Raw genomic sequence first — 19,203 nt, forward strand, 5'->3', positions numbered from 1 at the left:
ACCGGAGAGCACCCCATGGCAACCAATGACCGCAATGACGGCCGCAAGACCGGCAACGCCACAGGCCCCAGCGACAGCGGCGGTGTCGACGAGCGCGACATCCCGCTGGATATCCGCGAGACGCGCGATCATCTGGACGTCGACGAGGAGATCGAAGGCTTCCAGCGGATCATCGGACCCGGCGCCGGCGGCCCTGTCGACCAGCCCGACGAGGATTTCGGCATCCCCGGCAGCGAGGAGGCCGGCGGTCTCGGCACCGGTCCGCTGCCGCCGCGCCAGCCCGACCGTCCGCAGGGGCAGGCGGGAGAACGCGGCAATGACCGCATCGTCTCCGACCGCAATGTCGCGGTGGACGGCGCACGCGACCGCGAGTGAGGCCGGACCGGCGAACCGCGTCCTGCGGCAATAGTTCGCACCTCCGTTGATTGACAAAGCTGATACGGAAAACGTCGGTCGGCGTTGCACGCACCGCGCTTCATGGGACAGCGGCTCTGCCCTATGTTGAACTCCACAAAGCAAACAATGCCAAAGGGAGTGGACGTCTCTCACCTCACGTGGAGATTCCCAGAGCCATGACCATGTCTATCGATGAAGTCCGCGATCCCCGCAGCCACGACGAAATCATGCTGGCCGCCCGCCAGCTGCGCGCCGAGTACCTGCGCGAGCTGTTCGGCAAGCTGCGCGCCAGCCTGTCCGGCGCCCGCACCGGCCACGGCAGCGCCCTGCCGAGCGCGCGCTGACAGCAAGCAGTGTTCAAGATGTAATGAGATGCGGCACCGTGCCTCACCGCACGGTGCCGTTTTCCGTTTCAGCGTCGGCCGAAGCCTTAGCCGCGCTCCGACCCCGGCGCTCCCGTGCTCCACAGCAGCCCCAGCACCAGCCCCTTGCAGCGCGGCAGCAGAAGCAGCGTCAACAGCAGGGTCAGCGACGGCCAGATCGTCAGATGCACCCAGGTCGGCGGCTCGTAGGTCTGTTCGACAGACAGCAGGGCGGGAATGACGATGTGGCCGACGATCAGGATCGTCATCCATGGCGGCGCGTCGTCGGCACGCAGATGACCATAGGCCTCGCCGCAGGCCGAACACTGGTCGACCGGCTTGAGGAAGTTCCGCAGCAGCCGGCCGCGCCCGCAATTGGGGCAGCAGCCGATCAGGCCGCGGAAGGAGGCGAGAAACTTCGACGGAGCCGTTCCGGTCCCTGCGATCATGGCCACTCCTTCCGTGTTGCCCACAATATAGGCTCTTCTCCGGCAAACCACACTCCCGATTGTGGGCAGGGTCGGCATGCCGCCATATCCTGACCCGAACGCCCCTGCTGCCGAGTTGACGGCGGCGCCCGCGCGGTCTAGGGGAAGACCTTTGCGTTGCGGAGATTTTCAAGCCATGTCCTTCACCCGCCTGTTGTGCGCCGCGGCGGCACTCGCCGCCTTCGTCGGTCCGATCGCCGCGCCGGTTCCGGCCATGGCGCAGAGCAAGACCGTCGCCATCACCGCCATCGTCCAGCACCCGGCGCTCGACGCCACCCGCGACGGCATCGTGGAGGCTCTGAAGGACGCCGGCTTCGTCCAGGGCCAGACCCTGAAGGTCGAATACCAGAGCGCGCAGGGCAATCCGGCCACCGCTGCCCAGATCGCCCGCCAGTTCGCCGGCTCCCGCCCCGACGTGATCGTGCCGATCTCCACCCCCTCGGCCCAGGCGGTGGCGGCGGCGACCCGCGATATCCCGGTTGTCTTCACCGCGGTGACCGATCCGATCTCGGCCCAGATGGTGAAGTCGATGGAGAAGCCCGGCGCCAACATCACCGGCCTGTCAGACATGGCCCCGGTGGGCGAGCATGTGGCGCTGATCCGCGAGATCCTGCCGCAGGTCAAGCGCATCGGCGTGCTGTACAACCCCGGTGAGCCCAACTCCATCGTGCTGGTCAAGGCGCTGAAGGACGAGGCGGCCAAGGTGGGCCTGAGCGTCGTCGAAGCCTCCGTGCCGAAATCGTCCGATGCCCAGCAGGCGGTGCGCAGCCTCGTCGGCAAGGCCGATGCCGTCTACATCCCGCTCGACAACACCGTCGTCTCGGCCCTGGAAAGCGTGATCGCGGTCGGCCAGCAGGCGAAGCTGCCGATCTTCTCCGCCGACACCGACAGCGTCGCCCGCGGCACGGTCGCCTCGGTCGGCTTCGACTATTTCCAGGTCGGCAAGCAGACCGGCGCCATCGTCGCCCGCGTCCTGAAAGGCGAGAAGCCGGGCGACATCCCGGTGGCGCTCGCCAAGGGCACCGACCTGTTCGTCAACCCCAAGTCCGCCGCAGCCATGGGCGTCACCCTGCCCGACGCGGTGGTGAAGCGCGCGACGAAGGTTGTCGGGCAGTAAGCGATCGTCAGGGGGGAGCGGAGCGCTCCCCCGCAAAGCCCTTTCAAAAGCACCGCAATGACTGAAATCGCCCTCTTCGGCGCCATCGAGATCGGCCTCGTCTATGCGCTGGTCGCCATCGGCGTCTATCTGTCCTTCCGCATCCTGGACTTCCCCGACCTGACGGTGGACGGAAGCTTTCCGCTGGGGGCGGCCGTCTGCGCGGTGCTGCTGATCGCCGGGGTCAATCCATGGCTCGCCAGCCTCGCGGCGGCACTCGCCGGTGCGGCGGCCGGGCTGGTCACGGCGACGCTGAACGTCCGCTTCAAGATCCTGCATCTGCTCGCCAGCATCCTGACGATGATCGCGCTGTTCTCGGTCAACCTGCGGGTCATGGGCCGGCCGAACGTCGCGCTGCTGATGCAGGACACCGTGCTGACTCCTTTCTATGGGCTGGGCATCCCCGACCACATCGTCCGTCCGCTGGTGGTCGGCATCATCGTCGCGGCGGTCGTGCTGCTGCTCGCCCGTTTCCTGGGCAGCGAGTTCGGGCTGGCGATGCGGGCCACCGGCGTCAATGCACGGATGGCGCGGGCGCAAGGCGTCGACACCGACGCCCATGTCTATGCCGGCATCGCCCTGTCGAACGCCCTGGCCGGTCTGGCCGGCGCCCTGTTCGCCCAGACAAACGGCTTCGCCGACGTCACCACCGGCATCGGCACCATCGTCGTCGGGCTGGCCGCCGTGATCGTCGGCGAGACGGTGCTGCCCGCCCGCGCGCTGGCGCTGGCGCTGGTCGGCTGCGTCGCCGGGTCGATCCTCTATCGTCTCGCGGTGCAGCTGGCACTGTCGGCCGACGCCATCGGGCTACAGGCCTCCGACCTCAATCTGGTGACCGCGGTGCTGGTCGCCGTCGCCCTGATCCTGCCGCGCCTGAAGGCGAAGGCCAGCCGCAGCACGAAAGCCGCCCGATGATCGTCGTCGAAGACATCCACGTCACCTTCGGGCGCGGCACGCCGCTGGAAAAGCATGCGCTGCGCGGCGTCGACCTGACCATTCCCGAAGGAGAGTTCGTAACCGTCATCGGCTCCAACGGCGCCGGCAAATCCACCTTCCTCGGCTCGCTGGCCGGCGACGTGCTGGCGGAGCAGGGGCGCATCTCCATCGACGGCACCGACGTCACCCGCTGGGACACGCCGCGCCGCGCCGGTCTGGTCGCCCGTGTCTTCCAGGACCCGATGGCCGGCAGTTGCGCCACCTTGACCATCGAGGAGAACATGGCGCTCGCCGCCGCCCGCGGACGCCGCCGCGGTCTGGCACCGGCGCTGGGCGGTGACCGCCGCAAGGGCTTCCGCGACTGCATCGCGGCGCTGGGCCTGGGGTTGGAGAACCGGCTGCACGACCGCATGGGCCTGCTGTCCGGCGGCCAGCGTCAGGCGGTCAGCCTGCTGATGGCGACGCTCGCCGGTTCCAAGATCCTTCTGCTGGACGAGCACACCGCGGCACTCGATCCCGCCACCGCCGATTTCGTGCTGGATCTGACCCGCCGCATCGTCCGCGACAACCGCCTGACCACACTGATGGTCACCCATTCGATGCGGCAGGCGCTCGACTATGGCGACCGCACGCTGATGCTGCACGAGGGCCGCGTCGTGCTGGACGTGGCGGGGGAGGAGCGCACCGGGCTCGATGTGCCGCACCTGCTCGCGCTGTTCGCCAGGCAGCGCGGCGGGGCGGAAATCAGTGACGACAGCCTGCTGATCGGTTAGGCGCTGGCGGTTCTCGGTTCCGCCTCTCCCTGCACGGCATCCTCGCGATCCGCCTCGAACAGCGATTGAAGCTCGGCGGCGGCATCGCGGGAGGTCTGGATCAGCTTGGTCTCGTCATTGTGGACGGCGTGCTGGCGGACCAGGGTCCGCTCGTCATGGGCGCGGAAGGTCTCCAGCGTCCGCGTGACCTCGCCCTCCGCCATGCCCATCTGGCGCAGCACGTCGCCGGTCAGCCGGATGCTGCTGTCGAAGGTCTCGCGCACGATGTGGGTGACCCCGCGGTCCATCAGATGGTGGACGTGGCGGCGGTTGCGGGCGCGGGCGAAGATGGTCAGGTTGGGGAAATGGCGGGTCGCCATCTCGACCACCCGCAGCGACTGCTCCATGTCGTCCAGCGCCACCACCAGCACACTGGCCTTCTCCGCCCCGGCGGCGCGCAGAAGCTCGACGCGCGTCGGATCGCCGTAATAGGCCTTGCTGCCGAACTTGCGGACGAAGTCGACCTGCGCCGCACTGCTCTCCAGCGCGGTGAAGGCGATGCCGCGCATCCGCAACACGCGGCCGACCACCTGCCCGACCCGGCCGAAGCCGCAGATGATGACCGGCGGATTCTCGTCGGGCGGGGTATCGAACGGGCGCTTGGGCTTGCCTGCCATCAGGCGCGGCGCGAACCAGCGTTCCTCCGCCGCGAACAGGAAGGGGGTCGCCAGCATCGACAGGGTGACCACCAGCATGGCCGCCGACGCCTGTTCCCCCGCCATCGCACCGCCGCCGACCGCCAGCCCGAACAGGACGAAGCCGAACTCGCCGCCCTGGCTCAGCACCGTCGCCATCCGCCCCGCCCCGGCCCAGGGCACGCCGGCGATGCGGGCCAGCACCAGCAGCACCGCCCCCTTCACCACCAGCAACGCCATGGCAAGGCCGAGGAAGCGGATCGGGTGCGCCATCAGTGTCGGCACATCCGCCCCCATCCCGACCGAAACGAAGAACAGGCCGAGCAGCAGCCCCTCGAACGGCTCGATGTCCGCCTGCACCTCGTGCCGGTATTCCGAATCCGACAACAGGACGCCGGCCATGAAGGCGCCCAACGACATTGACAGGCCGGCCTCCTGGATCAGCACGGCGGTGCCGATGACGATCAGCAGGGCGGTGGCCGTGAAGATCTCCGGCGCGCCGGCACGGTCGACAGCATGGAAGATCGGCCGCAGCAGATAGCGCCCGCCGATCAGCACCAGCGCCACCGCGACCACCGCCTTGGCCACGGCCAGCCAGGCGCCGTCGGCATGCGGAACGGAGCCGCTGCCCAGCAGCGGCAGCAACGCCACCGCCGGGATGATGGCGAGGTCCTGGAACAGCAGGATTGAAAAGGCGTTGCGCCCGGACTGGTTGGCGAGCAGACCGCGCTCCGCCATCATCGGCAGGGCCATGGCGGTTGAGGACAGGGCGAAGCCGAAGCCCAGCACCACCGCGGTCGGCCAGGCAAGCCCCAGCCCCCAGCCGCACAGCGCAGCGATCACAGCACCGGTGACGGCGACCTGCGCACCGCCCAGCCCCAGCACCGATTTCCGCATGACCCACAGGCGGGCGGGCCGCAACTCCAGCCCGATCAGGAACAGCAGCATGACGACGCCGAGTTCCGAGGCGTGGGCAATCGCCCCCACATTGGTCACCAGCCCAAGGCCCGCAGGCCCCACCGCCAGTCCGGCGGCGAGATAGCCGAGCGGCGCGCCGAACCCGAACCTTTTCGCCACCGGCACGGCGACCACCATCGCCGCCAGCAGCACAACCAACGTCACAAGCTCCGCCATATTCCCCGCCGCTCGACTGTCGCAGCGGCACTATGACGCGATTTCAACGGGCAAGGCCAGACGCTTGACCGCCGGCCCGGCCCTACACCTTCATGCTATTGATCATTCCGCTGCGGACGCAACCCGCGACCGGTTCGACGGCGAATTGCCGGCCGCCCAGCGGGTCAGCAGCAGGATGCCGGCGACCACGCCGACATAGGCGATCAGCTGCGCCTCGGTCGGACGGTCGGTGTAGCCGACCAGAACATGCAGCGCCTGCCCGATCAGGCTGTTGTCGCGCAGAATGGCCGAGCTGTCCCACAGCACGGTTCCGCCGGCATTCAGCATGCCGCCCTGCGCCAGGAAATTGACCGCGGTGGCGGCCATGCCGGCGGCCAGCAGCGTCAGCAGCCACGTGGTGGTGGCGAACAGGTGCCGTGTCGGAATCTGCACCAGCCCGGCATAGAGCAGGACCGAGACCAGCCCGCCCAGCGCCACGCCTCCCAGCCCACCCGCCGCCACGGTGGCAATTCCGCCCTCTTCCGACGCCAGGATGCCGGTCAGGAACAGGACGATCTCCGACCCTTCGCGCAGGACGGCGACGCCGATGACGATGGCCAGTGCAGCCAGCGACTTCTCGCCGCTCCTTACCGCATGGCCGACCGCCTTCATGTCGCGCGCCAGCTCGCGGCCATGCTGCGCCATCCAGGCATTGTGCCAGGCCAGCATGACGACGGCGATCAGCAGGACCGTGGCGTTGAACAGCTCCTGCCCGGTGTCGGCGAACAGCGAGCTGATGCCGTCGGCGAAGGCGGCGACGACGCAGGACCCGACGATGCCGCCGACGATGCCGAGGGCGATCCACCGGCCGCGTCCGGCCACCCCCTGGGTGGCGGCCAGCACGATGCCGACGATGAGGCCCGCTTCGAGGACCTCGCGAAAGACGATGATCAGACTGGCGAGCATGGTCGTCTCCGGTGCTGGGCGGTCTCTGGCATAAGACTGCGCCCTAAGACTGCATCGAACGGTCTTAAGACTGCGTCACTCGGCGATCACGGCGCCCTGCGCCGTCGCCTCGTGGAACTCGCCGAAGAAGGGATAGCGCCCCGGCTTCAGCGGACCGACCATGACCTTGATCTGCTTGCGGCCGCCGACGATCTTCTCGACCTTCATCTCGCCGCTTTCGAACTCTTCCGACGTGGCGTCCTGGTTGTCGACGAGCAGGGTGACCCGCTTGTTGGCAGGCACCTTGACCTCGGCCGGTTCGAACTTGTGATCCTTGATGACGATGGTGATCGCATCGTCGGCCCGGACCGGAGCGGCGTTCAGAAAAACCGCGCCGGACATGGCGATGGCGCAGGCGGCAGACAGCAGGGAAACACGGCGCATTCGCGGAAAACCTCAGGGGCTGGTGGGCCTTTTGCTTCTGAAAATCATTCTCACCCCAGCCATCCAGGGTCAAATGAAAAGGCACCCTCAGGCTCCGCAACGCACCTGCGACGGAAACGCGCACCCGGCAGGAATGCGGCCGTCCACAAACAACTGTCCCTGCCAACTGTCCCTGGCAACTTTCCGTGCCTGAAATCCCGGCGCGCCTATTCCGGTTCCGACGAAGCCGGAAACTGCTCAAGCCCGTCGGTGATCTCGTAGTAATCGGCTTTGCCGGCGACATAGCCATGGCGGAGCGTCGTCAGCCCGGTCGGCTGGTCCAGGCTGCCGGCGGCGATCTCGATCTCGCTTTTGCCGTCGCCCTTCCAGAACAGCGACGATCCGCAGCGGCCGCAGAATCCGCGCTCCGCGATGTCGGAGGAGCGATACCAGGACAGGGTCGCGTCGGCATCGAAGGTGACGGTGTCGCGCGGCACGGTGATGTAGGCGCCGATATGACCGTGGAAACGGCGGCATTGGCCGCAATGGCAGGTCACCACCCCGTCCGGCCGCTCGGCCAGCAGGAAGCGCACGCCACCGCACAGGCAACCCCCGGAAAGTGCCCTGCCCTGTCCGCTCATTCCACCGTCTCTCCCGTGCTGGCCCGGCGTTCGATGCCGTCGTCGCCGATGTCGTAATAGGCGCCCTTGTGGTCGACGAAGATATGACGCTCGACCCGGAGCGCCGACGCATCGTCCAGGCTGCCGGCGGTCACGGTGATGCGCGGTCCATCCTCGGCATCGCCCTGGTCGAGCGCCTCCCAGAACAGCCCGGCACCGCAACGCGCGCAGAAGCCGCGCCGCGCCCGGTCGGAAGAGGCATACCATGTCAGCGTTGCGTCGTTCAGCAGACGCAACGCCGCACGCGGCAGGCCGGTGTAGGCGCCGACATGGCTATGCTGGCGCCTGCATTGGGAACAGTGGCAGAAGGAGATCGGCTCCGGATGCGTGTCGATGGCATAGCGCACGCCGCCGCACAGGCAGCCGCCGGTCCAGACCCGCTCTCCCCCTGCCGTGGCGTCGGTCATCGCTCACCCCCGCCAGAACGGCTTCTCGGCCTCATAGTCGGCGTCGGCACGGGAAATGCCGATGTCCGACAGCAGGTGGTCGGGCAAGGCCTCCAACGCGCGGCGCTGGCGGCGGCGCTCGTTCCAGGTGGCGAGGCGGTCGAACAGCGACACCACGCGCCCGCCCAGACCGGGATTGGCCTGCACCGGCTTGGCGACGAACAGCTCTGCGGCGGAAAACTGCGACTGCGTTCCCTTTGCCATGATTCCATTTCCTTCGCTGGATGGGGAGCGGGGCATCGGCCTCGCCGCTCCGTTCAGTGATCGTTTGTGAAACTGAGAATGGGGCACGGGACGCTTGCCGACAAACGACGCTTTCTCATAGAATCGATTAGCTTTGCTAATCCGAATCCACCTCCGGTCCATAACTGCCCCATGTCCCGCCGCCTGCCCCCGCTGAACGCGCTCCGCGCCTTCGAAGCCGCCGCCCGCCATCTTTCCTTCACAAAGGCCGCCGAGGAACTGCATGTGACGCAGGCCGCCGTCAGCCACCAGATCAAGGCGCTGGAGGAGTGGCTCGGATTACCGCTGTTTCGCCGAATGAACCGGGCGCTGGCGCTGACCGAGGCCGGGCAGAGCTACCTGCCGCCGGTGCGCGAGGCGATGGACACGCTGTCCCAGGCGACCGACCGGCTGATCCGCGCCGACAGCAGCGGCACGCTGACCATCTCCACCATGCCCAGCTTCGCGTCCAAATGGCTGGTGCCGCGGCTGGTCCGCTTCCAAAAGCGTCATCCCGATATGGACGTGCGGGTCCACAGCACGGCGCAGGTGGTCGATTTCGCCCGGCATGACGTCGATCTGGCGATCCGCTTCGGCAATGGGCTGTGGCCGGATCTGCGGGTGGAGCGGCTGTTGACCGAGGACATCTTCCCGGTCGGCCATCCATCCCTGTTGTCCGGCAAGCGGCCGCTGGTTAATCCGGAGGATCTGCGGCACCACACGCTGCTGCACGACGACTACAACATTTCCTGGGCGGTGTGGTGCCGGGTGGCGGGGATCGAGGGCGTGGACACCGAACGCGGCCTGCGGTTCGACGATTCGTCCTTCACCCTCCAGGCGGCGATCAACGGCCATGGCATAGCACTCGCCCGCGGCGTGCTGGTGGCCGACGACATCGCCGCCGGGCGGCTGGTCCGCCTGTTCGATGTGCGGCTGCCTGGAAGCCTCGCCTATTACGTCGTGGCACCGCAGCATTACTTTTCCCGGCCCAAGGTGAAGGCCTTCTACGACTGGTTGTTCGAGGAAGCGGGAGCGGTGTGAAACCCTTCGCATGGAGCGGCTTGCGGGCGTAACGGACCGCTCCTATAGTCCGCGGCCATGAGCGCGAACCCGCCCCCCGACACGGTCTTCCCGCACCGCCACCTTCTCGGAATCGAGGGGCTGCGGGCTGGCGAGATCACCCAGATTCTCGACCTCGCCGATGGCTATGTCGAGCAGAACCGCCGCCCCGTGAAGAAGTCCAACCTGTTGGACGGCCGCACGCAGGTGAACCTGTTCTTCGAGAACTCCACCCGCACCCGCACCAGCTTCGAGCTGGCCGGCAAGCGGCTGGGGGCCGACGTCATCAACATGTCGACCGACAGCAGCTCGGTGAAGAAGGGCGAGACCCTGATCGACACGGCGATGACGCTGAACGCCATGCACCTCGACGCGCTGGTGGTGCGCCACGCCGATTCAGGTGCCGTCAAACTGCTGGCCGACAAGGTCAACTGCTCCGTCATCAACGCCGGCGACGGCCACCACGAACACCCGACCCAGGCCCTGCTCGACGCGCTGGCGATCCGCCGCCGCCTCGGCCGGCTGGACGGGCTGATCGTGGCGATCTGCGGCGACATCCTGCACAGCCGCGTCGCGCGCTCCAACATCCACCTGCTGAACGCCATGGGCGCCCGGGTGCGCTGCGTGGCGCCGCCGACCCTGCTGCCGTCGCAGATCGAACGGCTGGGCGTCGAGGTCCATCATTCGATGAAGGCCGGACTGCGCGACGCCGACGTGGTGATGATGCTGCGCCTGCAGACCGAGCGGATGAGCGGCCAGTACGTCCCCTCCACCCGGGAATACTTCTACTTCTACGGCCTCGATTACGAGAAGCTGGAGGTGGCGAAGCCCGACGCGGTCATCATGCACCCCGGTCCGATGAACCGCGGCGTGGAGATCGATTCGGAGGTCGCGGACGATCTCAAGCGCTCGATGATCCTCGATCAGGTGGAGCTGGGCGTCGCCGTCCGCATGGCCGTGCTCGACCTTCTGACCCGCGAACGCCGCCAGTCCGACCTTGCGGGAGCCGTCTGATGAGCAGCCGTACCGTCTACCGCAACGCCCGCCTGCTCGATCCGGCGACGGGCCTCGACCAGCGCGGCGACCTGCTGATCGATGGCGAGACCATCGCCGATTTCGGCCCCGGCCTGTTCAACGACTCCACGCCCGAAGGCGCGGAGGTCATCGACCTCGCCGGCCAGTGCCTCGCGCCCGGCCTCGTCGACATGCGGGTGCTGATCGGCGAACCGGGCGAGGAGGAAAAGGACACGATCAAGAGCGCGTCGCGCGCCGCGGCGGCCGGCGGCATCACCGCCATGGCGCTGCTGCCCAACACCGACCCGGTGCTGGACGAGGTCGCGGGACTGGAGTTCATCGCGCGGCGTGCCCGCGAGGTGAAGCTGGTCAAGGTCTTCGCCTACGGCTCCGCCACCCGCGGCACCGAAGGCAACGAGATCACCGAGATGGGCCTGCTCGGGCAGGCCGGCGCGGTCGCCTTCACCGACGGCACCAAGGCCATCGTCAGCGCCAAGACCATGCGCCGGGCGCTCAGCTACGCCAAGACCTTCGGCAAGCTGATCGTCCAGCACCCCGAAGAGCCTTCGCTGGCGTCGGGCGGCATGATGAATTCCGGCGAGATCGCCACCCGCCTCGGCCTCGTCGGCATCCCGCGCGAGGCCGAGATCATCATGATCGAGCGCGACCTGCGGCTGGCCGAGCTGACCGGCGGGCGCCTGCACTTCGCCCACGTCACCACAGGCGAATCCGTCGACCTGATCCGCCGCGCCAAGGCGCGCGGGCTGACGGTGACCTGCGATACCGCTCCGCACTATTTCGCCCTGACCGAGACCGACGTCGGCGATTACCGCACCTATGCCAAGGTGTCGCCGCCGCTGCGCGGCGAGATGGACCGCCGCGCCATCGTCGAGGGGCTGGCCGACGGCACCATCGACGCCATCGCGTCCGACCATGTGCCGCAGGACCAGGACCAGAAGCGCCTGCCCTTCGCCCAGGCCGCCCCCGGCGTCATCGGGCTGGAGACCCTGTTCCCGCTGACGCTGGAACTGGTGCACAAGGGCAGGATGCCGCTGCTGAAGGCGCTGGCCTGCGTCACCGCCAACCCGGCGGCCATCCTCGACTTGCCGCTCGGCCGCATCGTCAAGGGCGGGCCGGCCGATCTGGTCGTCTTCGATGCCGACGTGCCGTGGCAGATCGACGTCAGCCGCTTCAAGTCGAAGTCGAAGAACTCGCCTTTCGAGAACCGTCCGGTCCAGGGCCGGCCGCTGCGCACCGTCGTCGACGGCCGCACCGTCTGGCAGGCGGAGGGCTGATCCGGTGCTTATCCTCGTGCTTGCCGCCCTGCTGGGCTACCTGCTGGGCTCGATCCCCTTCGGGCTGGTGCTGACCCGGATGGCCGGTCTGGGCGACATCCGCCAGATCGGTTCCGGCAACATCGGCGCCACCAACGTGCTGCGCACCGGCAACAAGCCGCTGGCGCTGGCGACCTTGCTGCTCGACAGCGGCAAGGGCGCCATCGCGGCCCTGCTGGCCCTGTGGTGGGCCGGACCGGAGGCGGCGGTTCTGGCCGCCGGCGGCGCCATGCTGGGCCACAGCTTCCCGGTCTGGCTGGGCTTCAAGGGCGGCAAGGGCGTCGCCACGGCAATCGGCGTCCTGCTGGCCGTGTGCTGGCCGGTCGGGCTGCTGGCCTGCCTGACCTGGATCGTCATGGCGGCGCTGTTCCGCATCTCGTCGCTGTCGGCGCTGACGGCTCTCGGCGTCAGCCCGTTGACCGGCTGGTATTTCGGCGGACCGCTGGTCGCCGGCCTCTGCCTGTTCATCGCCGTGCTGGTTTTCATCCGGCACGAGGCGAACATCCGGCGCCTGCTGAAAGGCGAGGAGCCGAAGATCGGCGCCGGCAAGAAGAAGGCCGCCTGACCGGCAATCCGGCAGACAGGTGACAGGAGGGCGGGGAGGAAACTCCCCGCCCTTTTCGTTTGCAGCGCCTTGATTCCGTTACCCTTGCCCTCTGCCGCCCTATCCGATTTCGCCCACCCGGGCGCAGACAACCGGTGCGGCCATGCGCTATGCTGCATGGCAATCCGGGGCACGAACAAGCAACCCGGCAGGAGAGCCGGCCGCTGGGGCCGGTCGAAAACGAGACGCTGAGGGAACCGAGAATGGACACTCCGCTGTGGAGCCCGAGTGAGGAGCGCATCGCGCAGGCCAACCTGACCGTCTTCCGCGAGGCGGCGAATGCGCGATTCGGACTGCGGCTGGACGATTACGACGCGCTCTACAACTGGTCGATCGCGGAGAAGGAGCGGTTCTGGCGCTTCCTGTGGGAATGGGCCGGGCTGACCGGCGATCTCGGCGCCGTCGACCTGCTGGACGGCGACAGGATGCCGGGCGCCCGCTGGTTCCCGGAAGCCCGTCTCAGCTATGCCGAGAACCTGCTGGCCGGCGCGCCGGACGACACTGCGGTCGTCTTCTGGGGCGAGGACAAGGTGAAGGTCCGCTGGAGCGGGGCGGAGCTGAAGGCCACCGTCTCCCGCCTTCAGCAGGCGCTGAAGGCCAAGGGCGTCGGCAAGGGCGACCGCGTCGCCGCCATCATGCCGAACATGCCGGAAACGCTGGCGGCGATGATCGCCACCACCAGCCTGGGCGCGGTGTGGTCGTCCTGCTCGCCCGATTTCGGCATCCAGGGCATCACCGACCGCTTCGGCCAGATCGAGCCGAAGGTGGTCTTCGCTCCCGACGCCTATTGGTACAACGGCAAGAGCCACGACGTCCGCGCCAAGGTGGCCGAAGTCCTCAAGGACCTGCCGACCGTCGTCGCCACCGTCATCGTCCCCTATGTCGACAAGGATCCCGACCTGTCGGCGATCCCCGGCGCCGTCGGCTTCCACGACTTCATGGCGCCCCATCCGGTGGCCGAGCCGACCTTCGAACGGGTCGAATTCGATCACCCGCTGTTCATCCTCTATTCGTCCGGCACCACCGGAAAGCCGAAATGCATCGTCCACGGCACCGGCGGCACCATCCTTCAGCATGTGAAGGAACACCGGCTGCACTGCGACCTCAAGCCCGGCGACCGGCTGTTCTACTTCACCACCTGCGGCTGGATGATGTGGAACTGGCTGGTGACCGGATTGGCCAGCGGCACCACGCTGGTCCTCTATGACGGCTCGCCCTTCGCCCCCACCGGCAACATCCTGTTCGACTATGCCGATGCGGAGCAGGTGACCCTGTTCGGCACCTCGGCCAAGTTCATCCAGTCGCTGGAGAAATCCGGGCTGGAGCCGATGAAGACCCATTCTCTCGCCAGCGTTCGCGCCCTGGCCTCCACCGGCTCGCCGCTGATGCCGGAGAATTTCGAGTTCGTCTACCGCTCGATCAAGCAGGACCTCCATCTCGCCTCGATCAGCGGCGGCACCGACATCATGTCCTGCTTCGTGCTGGGCAACCCGATTTCGCCGGTGTGGAAGGGCGAGATCCAGACGCGCGGCCTCGGCATGGCGGTCGAGGCCTTCGACGACAACGGCCATGCCGTCCGCGGCGAGAAGGGCGAACTGGTCTGCACCCGCCCCTTCCCCAGCATGCCCATCGGCTTCTGGGCCGATCCGGACGGCTCGAAATACCGCTCCGCCTATTTCGACCGCTTCCCCAACATCTGGGTCCATGGCGACTTCATCGAGCAGACCGAGCATGGCGGCTGGGTGATCTACGGCCGCTCGGACGCGGTGCTCAACCCCGGCGGCGTGCGTATCGGCACGGCGGAAATCTACCGCCAGGTCGAGCAGCTGCCGGAAATCATGGAGGCGGTCTGCATCGGCCAGGAATGGGATGGCGACGTGCGCGTCGTGCTGTTCGTCGTGCTGCGCGAGGGGATGAAACTGGACGAGGCTCTGGCCGCCACCATCCGCAAGCGGATCAAGGACAACTGCTCGCCCCGCCATGTCCCGGCGAAGATCGTGCAGGTCACCGACATCCCGCGCACGCGCTCCGGCAAGATCACCGAGCTGGCGGTGCGCGACGCCGTCCACGGCCGGCCGATCAAGAACACCGAGGCGCTGTCCAACCCGCAGGCGCTCGACGAGTTCCGCGAGCGGACGGAACTGAGCGGGGCCTGACATGGCGCCGCCGCTGTTCCTCGACCTCGACGGCGTGCTGGCCGATTTCGACCGCGGCGTCGTCGCGGTCACCGGCAAGCGGCCGGAACAGCTGGCGATGAAGGAGATGTGGCGGGCGCTGTCCCGGCATGCCGACTTCTTCGGCACGCTGGAATTCATGCACGACGCGCAGGAGCTTTGGAGCTTCTGCGCGCCGCACCGGCCGACCATCCTGACCGGCCTGCCGCTCGGCAGCTGGGCGCCGGAGCAGAAGACGCGCTGGGTCGCCCGCATGCTGGGGGCCGACGTCCCGGTCATCACCTGCATGGCCCGCGACAAGGCCCGCTACGCCACTCCCGACGCCATCCTGGTCGATGACCGCGACAAGGCCCGCGAGCCTTGGGAAGCGGCCGGCGGACGCTTCATCCTCCACCGGACTGCCGCGGACAGCATCGCCGAACTGGCGAAGCTGGGGTTCTGAGAATGACGGAAGGGGCGGCACCGGCATGCCGCCCCCCCCAGCGTCGAACGTCGCGGTTACTCGGCCGCCACCGCCTTGTTTTCGCGGCTGGTCTTCCACAGCGACACCACCACGCCGCCGCCGATCAGGGCGAAGGTGACGCCCAGCGCGATCAGCGGGTCGGGCTTGCCGAAGACCTGCGTGTAGAAGATCTTGCCACCGATGAACACCAGCACCAGCGCCAGGGCGTATTTCAGGTACCGGAAGCGGTGGACCATCGCGGCCAGGGCGAAATACAGCGCGCGCAGGCCCAGGATGGCGAAGATGTTGCTGGTATAGACCAGATACGGGTCGGTGGTGATGGCGAAGATCGCCGGCACGCTGTCCACCGCGAAGACCAGATCGGCCAGTTCGACCATGATCAGCGCCAGCAGCAGCGGCGTCGCCGTCCAGCGCATCGCGCCGCTGTCGCCCACCGGTTCCTTGACGAGGAAGCGATGGCCGTGGAAGCGGTCGGTGACGCGGATGTGGCGCTTCACGAACCGGAGCGCGACATTCTCGCCCAGGTTGGTCTCCTCGTCCTTGGCGAACAGCATCTTGATGCCGGTCAGCAGCAGGAAGGCGCCGAAGACGTAGAGAATCCAGTGGAATTCCGACACCAGCGCCGCACCGGCGCCGATCATCAGGCCGCGCAGCACGATGACACCCAGGATGCCCCAGAACAGCACCCGGTGCTGCAATTCACGCGGCACGGCGAAATAGCTGAAGATCAGCGATATGACGAAGACGTTGTCGAGTGACAGGCTCTTTTCGACGAAAAAGCCCGTGTAATACTGCAAGCCGGCTTCGCCGCCCATCGACCACCAGACCCAGCCGCCGAACAGCATGGCGACCGCGATGTAGAAGGCGGAGAGCTTCAGGCTCTCGCCGACGCCGATGACATGGTCGCGGCGGTTCAGAACACCCAGGTCCAGCACCAGAAGGGTCAGGACAATGCCGACGAATACCAACCAAATCCAGACCGGTTTTCCCAAAAATTCGAGAAAAACAGTCGCTAACAAACTGTCCATCGCAAAACCCACTTGATGACGCTGCGTGAGCGGAGAGATCAAGCGGTTCCGACATCACGATCGACGCCTCGATCGCCAGAGGGGCCCGGACCCGAACTTGCCAGCAGATGGTGTCGCTCTGCCGCGGGTCAAGACCGCGATAAGGAGCGAACGCAGCTGCCAAGCAAAAGCACCGCTCAGCATCTTTCGCTGACCTTTGCGAGTCGCAGCCCCGACAGCGTGGCTGAGATGCCGAACCCCTGGAAATCTGCGGCGGCGGCGAACGAAACGCCATCCGGACCCGGTACTTGATGCAGCGACGCCACAGATGGCGAACGAATGACGCGCAAGAAAAACACCAACGGTTGCCCGATCTGTGTTCGCTCTTGTGCGGATGGTGCCATTCTGCCAATAACTCCGAAAAACCGAAACCAAACCGAACAAATGGAGTTTTGCATGAACCAGGCCGAGCTGATCGAAACCGTCGCCACCAACGCCGGCATCAAGAAGGCCGACGCGGCCAAGGTCGTTCAGGCCGTGTTCGAGGGCATCTCCGGCGCGCTGGGCCGCGGCGAAGATGTGCGCCTGGCCGGTTTCGGCATCTTCGAGGTGGCCGAGCGCGCCGCCCGTGAAGGCCGCAACCCGCGCACCGGCGAAGTCGTGGCGATCGCCGCCTCCAAGGCTCCGAAGTTCAAGCCGGCCAAGCAGCTGCGCGATCTGGTGAACGGCTGATCCGCCCGCATCCGCGTCACAAGGGATCGCAGCCATGACCATCGATCAAACCGAACTGCAATCGCTGACCGCCAAGGTCGTTGCCGCCTATGTCGGCAACAACTCGGTGCCGGTCCAGGAATTGCCCACGCTGATCAACAGCGTCCAGATCGCCTTCCGCAATTTGGGCGACGACAAGCCGGCCCCGGCCAAGGCCGAACTGGTCCCGGCCGTCGCGATCAAGAAGTCGGTCACGCCGGAATTCATCGTCTGCCTGGAAGATGGAAAGAAGCTGAAGATGCTGAAGCGGCATCTGAAGACCGTCTACGACATGACGCCGGACGATTACCGCGCCAAGTGGGGCCTGCCGCCGGAATACCCGATGGTTGCCCCGAACTATGCCAAGGCGCGTTCGGAAATGGCGACCAAGCTCGGGCTTGGCCGCAAGCGTGCGGCGGCCGAATAACGGCCTTCCGTCCATCGCTGCTCGATCGGGCGCGTCCTTCGGGACGCGCCTTTTTCTTTGCCCACACCCGGCTCCATTCGACGCCGCCTCACTCCGCCCGGGCTACCTCGTTGCCCATTGTCGTCATATGACCAATGTTCGGGTGGCGAAGTGGATCGGCCTTCCCATCTAGGGTTCCGGTATGGTTGAGTGACCACGGGCGGTTCTATCACCATCCTCATCGCAGAGGCATAGCCGCCTCCCGCCAATCCGGTCGACCGGGGGACTGCCTGCCTCCGTTCCCTTTCGCAGATGCGGTATGGCGATGCTGTTCGGTCCTAAGTTCGACCGGCCGATTGGGGATGAACCGCTCGCCCGTAAGTCACCCGGCCGAAGGTCAAGGGTCATAGAAATGCCCCCTCCTCCAGACTGCCGGTGCGGGTGGAAGAAGAGCGTGGGTATACGCCGAAAAACACCCGGAACACGCCCTTTACAGGGTTGATCGGTCGCATTTCTGCGGCCACATTAACAGTGTCAAAAGGACGCAGTTCCTTAAGACGCCAGGCAAAATACAGACCCCACTATAAACCAAAGCCGGCCAGAGCCGATAGAGACGGACGATATTCCTGCGTCCGCCAATGGATCATCGCCTCTAAGGCGATTCCCGCCATGGGCCCCGACCGGGCCGGCCTTGAAAAAGAGGCCGTTCCGGGAAGCGTTGGAGAGGAGGCAATCGCGTGCTGAAGAAACTGCTGACCGGTGAAAACGCCAGCCTGACCCGCTACATCGAGGAGTCGAAGCGCTTCCCGATCCTTGCCCCGGATGTCGAGCGTGACCTCGCCATCGCCTGGCGCGAGCGCGGAAATCCGCAGGCCCTGGAACAGCTCGTGGGCAGCCACCTCCGCCTCGTCATCAAGATCGCCCGCGGCTTCGGCGGCTATGGCCTGCCACTGGTCGATCTGGTCGCAGAGGGCAATGTCGGCCTGATGCAGGCGGCCCAGAAATTCGATCCGCAGCGCGGGTTCCGCTTCGCCACCTACGCCACCTGGTGGATCCGCGCGGCGATCCAGGAATACATCCTGCACAGCTGGTCACTGGTGAAGATGGGCACCACCGCCGCTCAGAAGAAGCTGTTCTTCAACCTGCGCCGCCTGAAGAGCCAGATGGCCGAGTTGGAGCAGGGCGACCTGTCGCCGGAGACCGTCGCCACCATCGCCGCCGAACTGGACGTGCCGGAGACCGAGGTGGTGGAGATGAACCGCCGTCTCGCCGCCAACGACAGCTCGCTCGACGCCACCCTCTCGTCCGATGGCGAAACCAACTGGCTGGAACTGCTGGCCGATGACCGGCCCACCCAGGATGCAATGCTGGCCGAGGCCGACGAACTGGCGCTGCGCCGCCGGCTGGTCGGACAGGCGCTGGACCGGTTGGACGCCCGCGAACGCCGCATCCTCTTCGAACGCCGCCTGAAGGACGACCCCTCGACCCTGGAAGCGCTGAGCCAGCAATTCTCGGTTTCGCGCGAACGGGTGCGCCAGATCGAAGTGCGGGCTTTCGAAAAGCTCCAGAAGGCGGTGCTCAGCGCCGCGCAGGCCCTGCGCCGCCCGGTCGCCCCGATGGTGGCCTGACCGGACATCGTTCTCCCGTCCGGCTGCCGCGCTGCCGGACGGGTCATATGCGGGACCGGCTATGCCGTGCGCCGCATCGTTCCAGCGGGCTGTAGCCCGCCTGTTGCCTCCAGACCTGTAACCTTCACGCCGGCGGTGCCCATGGCCCCG

The 19,203-nt window shown here is 67.0% G+C and carries 22 protein-coding genes; 14 read left to right on the plus strand and 8 right to left on the minus strand.

From position 1 onward, the window contains the following. The first annotated feature begins 15 nt into the window (after window positions 1-15). Entirely contained in the window at window positions 16-375 is a 360-nt protein-coding gene (locus CRT60_RS36545) for a hypothetical protein (protein ID WP_098739912.1), read from the plus strand. A gap of 203 nt (window positions 376-578) precedes the next feature. Then, entirely contained in the window at window positions 579-740 is a 162-nt protein-coding gene (locus tag CRT60_RS36305; protein WP_161958130.1) for an RSP_7527 family protein, read from the plus strand. An 86-nt stretch (window positions 741-826) separates the two neighbouring features. Here CRT60_RS36305 and CRT60_RS28945 read toward each other — a convergent pair whose 3' ends face one another. Then, window positions 827-1,207: a DUF983 domain-containing protein gene (locus CRT60_RS28945; RefSeq protein ID WP_098739913.1), complete on the minus strand. Its 381-nt coding sequence runs from the start codon at window positions 1,205-1,207 to the stop codon at window positions 827-829. A 175-nt stretch (window positions 1,208-1,382) separates the two neighbouring features. Here CRT60_RS28945 and CRT60_RS28950 point away from each other — a divergent pair, with 175 nt between their 5' ends. The 3 genes from CRT60_RS28950 to CRT60_RS28960 are packed head-to-tail and all read left to right on the plus strand — an operon-like array spanning window position 1,383 to window position 4,111. Next, window positions 1,383-2,363: an ABC transporter substrate-binding protein gene (locus CRT60_RS28950; protein WP_098739914.1), complete on the plus strand. Its 981-nt coding sequence runs from the start codon at window positions 1,383-1,385 to the stop codon at window positions 2,361-2,363. Between the two features lie 57 nt (window positions 2,364-2,420). Then, on the plus strand, window positions 2,421-3,317 hold the full coding sequence (locus tag CRT60_RS28955) for an ABC transporter permease (RefSeq protein WP_098739915.1): 897 nt from the start codon (window positions 2,421-2,423) through the stop codon (window positions 3,315-3,317). Further along, window positions 3,314-4,111, plus strand: coding sequence for an ABC transporter ATP-binding protein (locus CRT60_RS28960; RefSeq protein WP_098739916.1), 798 nt, complete (start codon window positions 3,314-3,316; stop codon window positions 4,109-4,111). The genes CRT60_RS28955 and CRT60_RS28960 overlap by 4 nt, the downstream gene beginning before the upstream one ends. Here CRT60_RS28960 and CRT60_RS28965 read toward each other — a convergent pair. From CRT60_RS28965 to CRT60_RS28990, 6 genes are all read right to left on the minus strand, one after another. Further along, entirely contained in the window at window positions 4,108-5,907 is a 1,800-nt protein-coding gene (locus CRT60_RS28965) for a monovalent cation:proton antiporter-2 (CPA2) family protein (protein ID WP_244592827.1), read from the minus strand. The genes CRT60_RS28960 and CRT60_RS28965 overlap by 4 nt on opposite strands. A gap of 114 nt (window positions 5,908-6,021) precedes the next feature. Continuing rightward, the gene (locus CRT60_RS28970) at window positions 6,022-6,864 is read right to left on the minus strand and encodes an FTR1 family iron permease (RefSeq protein WP_098739918.1); all 843 of its coding nucleotides are present in this window, start codon (window positions 6,862-6,864) and stop codon (window positions 6,022-6,024) included. A 75-nt stretch (window positions 6,865-6,939) separates the two neighbouring features. After that, the gene (locus tag CRT60_RS28975; RefSeq protein WP_098739919.1) at window positions 6,940-7,287 is read right to left on the minus strand and encodes a cupredoxin domain-containing protein; all 348 of its coding nucleotides are present in this window, start codon (window positions 7,285-7,287) and stop codon (window positions 6,940-6,942) included. Window positions 7,288-7,493: 206 nt separating this feature from the next. After that, window positions 7,494-7,907: a GFA family protein gene (locus CRT60_RS28980; protein ID WP_098739920.1), complete on the minus strand. Its 414-nt coding sequence runs from the start codon at window positions 7,905-7,907 to the stop codon at window positions 7,494-7,496. Further along, complete coding sequence (locus CRT60_RS28985; protein WP_098739921.1) at window positions 7,904-8,353, minus strand: GFA family protein; 450 nt, start codon at window positions 8,351-8,353, stop codon at window positions 7,904-7,906. The genes CRT60_RS28980 and CRT60_RS28985 overlap by 4 nt, the downstream gene beginning before the upstream one ends. A 3-nt stretch (window positions 8,354-8,356) precedes the next feature. Further along, a complete protein-coding gene (locus CRT60_RS28990; protein WP_098739922.1) occupies window positions 8,357-8,596 on the minus strand; it encodes a DUF1127 domain-containing protein in 240 nt (79 codons plus the stop codon). Window positions 8,597-8,767: 171 nt separating this feature from the next. On the opposite strand from CRT60_RS28990, the gene CRT60_RS28995 reads away from it, so the two are divergent. The 6 genes from CRT60_RS28995 to CRT60_RS29020 all read left to right on the plus strand — a co-directional run bounded on the left by CRT60_RS28995 (window position 8,768) and on the right by CRT60_RS29020 (window position 15,241). After that, window positions 8,768-9,655 (plus strand): transcriptional regulator GcvA, encoded by an 888-nt coding sequence (locus tag CRT60_RS28995; RefSeq protein ID WP_098739923.1) that lies wholly within the window; start codon window positions 8,768-8,770, stop codon window positions 9,653-9,655. Between the two features lie 57 nt (window positions 9,656-9,712). Then, window positions 9,713-10,687, plus strand: coding sequence for an aspartate carbamoyltransferase catalytic subunit (locus CRT60_RS29000; protein ID WP_098739924.1), 975 nt, complete (start codon window positions 9,713-9,715; stop codon window positions 10,685-10,687). Further along, the gene (locus CRT60_RS29005) at window positions 10,687-11,982 is read left to right on the plus strand and encodes a dihydroorotase (protein ID WP_098739925.1); all 1,296 of its coding nucleotides are present in this window, start codon (window positions 10,687-10,689) and stop codon (window positions 11,980-11,982) included. Before CRT60_RS29000 ends, CRT60_RS29005 begins: the two co-directional genes overlap by 1 nt. Before the next feature lie 4 nt (window positions 11,983-11,986). Beyond that, a complete protein-coding gene (plsY, locus tag CRT60_RS29010; RefSeq protein WP_098739926.1) occupies window positions 11,987-12,586 on the plus strand; it encodes a glycerol-3-phosphate 1-O-acyltransferase PlsY in 600 nt (199 codons plus the stop codon). Window positions 12,587-12,828: 242 nt separating this feature from the next. Then, the gene (locus CRT60_RS29015) at window positions 12,829-14,781 is read left to right on the plus strand and encodes an acetoacetate--CoA ligase (protein ID WP_098739927.1); all 1,953 of its coding nucleotides are present in this window, start codon (window positions 12,829-12,831) and stop codon (window positions 14,779-14,781) included. Between the two features lies 1 nt (window position 14,782). Next, a complete protein-coding gene (locus tag CRT60_RS29020) occupies window positions 14,783-15,241 on the plus strand; it encodes a hypothetical protein (RefSeq protein WP_098739928.1) in 459 nt (152 codons plus the stop codon). A 56-nt stretch (window positions 15,242-15,297) separates the two neighbouring features. Here the strand turns inward: CRT60_RS29020 and CRT60_RS29025 are convergent, their stop codons facing one another. Next, complete coding sequence (locus CRT60_RS29025) at window positions 15,298-16,290, minus strand: TerC family protein (RefSeq protein ID WP_098739929.1); 993 nt, start codon at window positions 16,288-16,290, stop codon at window positions 15,298-15,300. Between the two features lie 435 nt (window positions 16,291-16,725). Between CRT60_RS29025 and CRT60_RS29030 the strand changes: the two genes are divergently transcribed. From CRT60_RS29030 to rpoH, 3 genes are all read left to right on the plus strand, one after another. Next, the gene (locus CRT60_RS29030; protein ID WP_012974184.1) at window positions 16,726-17,001 is read left to right on the plus strand and encodes an HU family DNA-binding protein; all 276 of its coding nucleotides are present in this window, start codon (window positions 16,726-16,728) and stop codon (window positions 16,999-17,001) included. A gap of 34 nt (window positions 17,002-17,035) precedes the next feature. Further along, entirely contained in the window at window positions 17,036-17,446 is a 411-nt protein-coding gene (locus CRT60_RS29035) for a Ros/MucR family transcriptional regulator (RefSeq protein WP_098739930.1), read from the plus strand. Window positions 17,447-18,162: 716 nt separating this feature from the next. Further along, window positions 18,163-19,053, plus strand: coding sequence for an RNA polymerase sigma factor RpoH (rpoH, locus tag CRT60_RS29040; protein ID WP_098739931.1), 891 nt, complete (start codon window positions 18,163-18,165; stop codon window positions 19,051-19,053). The last annotated feature ends 150 nt before the right edge of the window (window positions 19,054-19,203 follow it).

Source organism: Azospirillum palustre (assembly GCF_002573965.1).
GTDB classification, from domain to species: domain Bacteria; phylum Pseudomonadota; class Alphaproteobacteria; order Azospirillales; family Azospirillaceae; genus Azospirillum; species Azospirillum palustre.

Coding starts and splice junctions, on each gene's coding strand:
- CRT60_RS36545 (WP_098739912.1), top strand. CDS start 16: ATGGCAACCAATGACCGCAATGACGGCCGCAAGACCGGCAACGCCACA.
- CRT60_RS36305 (WP_161958130.1), top strand. CDS start 579: ATGTCTATCGATGAAGTCCGCGATCCCCGCAGCCACGACGAAATCATG.
- CRT60_RS28945 (WP_098739913.1), bottom strand. CDS start 1,207: ATGATCGCAGGGACCGGAACGGCTCCGTCGAAGTTTCTCGCCTCCTTC.
- CRT60_RS28950 (WP_098739914.1), top strand. CDS start 1,383: ATGTCCTTCACCCGCCTGTTGTGCGCCGCGGCGGCACTCGCCGCCTTC.
- CRT60_RS28955 (WP_098739915.1), top strand. CDS start 2,421: ATGACTGAAATCGCCCTCTTCGGCGCCATCGAGATCGGCCTCGTCTAT.
- CRT60_RS28960 (WP_098739916.1), top strand. CDS start 3,314: ATGATCGTCGTCGAAGACATCCACGTCACCTTCGGGCGCGGCACGCCG.
- CRT60_RS28970 (WP_098739918.1), bottom strand. CDS start 6,864: ATGCTCGCCAGTCTGATCATCGTCTTTCGCGAGGTCCTCGAAGCGGGC.
- CRT60_RS28975 (WP_098739919.1), bottom strand. CDS start 7,287: ATGCGCCGTGTTTCCCTGCTGTCTGCCGCCTGCGCCATCGCCATGTCC.
- CRT60_RS28980 (WP_098739920.1), bottom strand. CDS start 7,907: ATGAGCGGACAGGGCAGGGCACTTTCCGGGGGTTGCCTGTGCGGTGGC.
- CRT60_RS28985 (WP_098739921.1), bottom strand. CDS start 8,353: ATGACCGACGCCACGGCAGGGGGAGAGCGGGTCTGGACCGGCGGCTGC.
- CRT60_RS28990 (WP_098739922.1), bottom strand. CDS start 8,596: ATGGCAAAGGGAACGCAGTCGCAGTTTTCCGCCGCAGAGCTGTTCGTC.
- CRT60_RS28995 (WP_098739923.1), top strand. CDS start 8,768: ATGTCCCGCCGCCTGCCCCCGCTGAACGCGCTCCGCGCCTTCGAAGCC.
- CRT60_RS29000 (WP_098739924.1), top strand. CDS start 9,713: ATGAGCGCGAACCCGCCCCCCGACACGGTCTTCCCGCACCGCCACCTT.
- CRT60_RS29005 (WP_098739925.1), top strand. CDS start 10,687: ATGAGCAGCCGTACCGTCTACCGCAACGCCCGCCTGCTCGATCCGGCG.
- CRT60_RS29015 (WP_098739927.1), top strand. CDS start 12,829: ATGGACACTCCGCTGTGGAGCCCGAGTGAGGAGCGCATCGCGCAGGCC.
- CRT60_RS29020 (WP_098739928.1), top strand. CDS start 14,783: ATGGCGCCGCCGCTGTTCCTCGACCTCGACGGCGTGCTGGCCGATTTC.
- CRT60_RS29025 (WP_098739929.1), bottom strand. CDS start 16,290: ATGGACAGTTTGTTAGCGACTGTTTTTCTCGAATTTTTGGGAAAACCG.
- CRT60_RS29030 (WP_012974184.1), top strand. CDS start 16,726: ATGAACCAGGCCGAGCTGATCGAAACCGTCGCCACCAACGCCGGCATC.
- CRT60_RS29035 (WP_098739930.1), top strand. CDS start 17,036: ATGACCATCGATCAAACCGAACTGCAATCGCTGACCGCCAAGGTCGTT.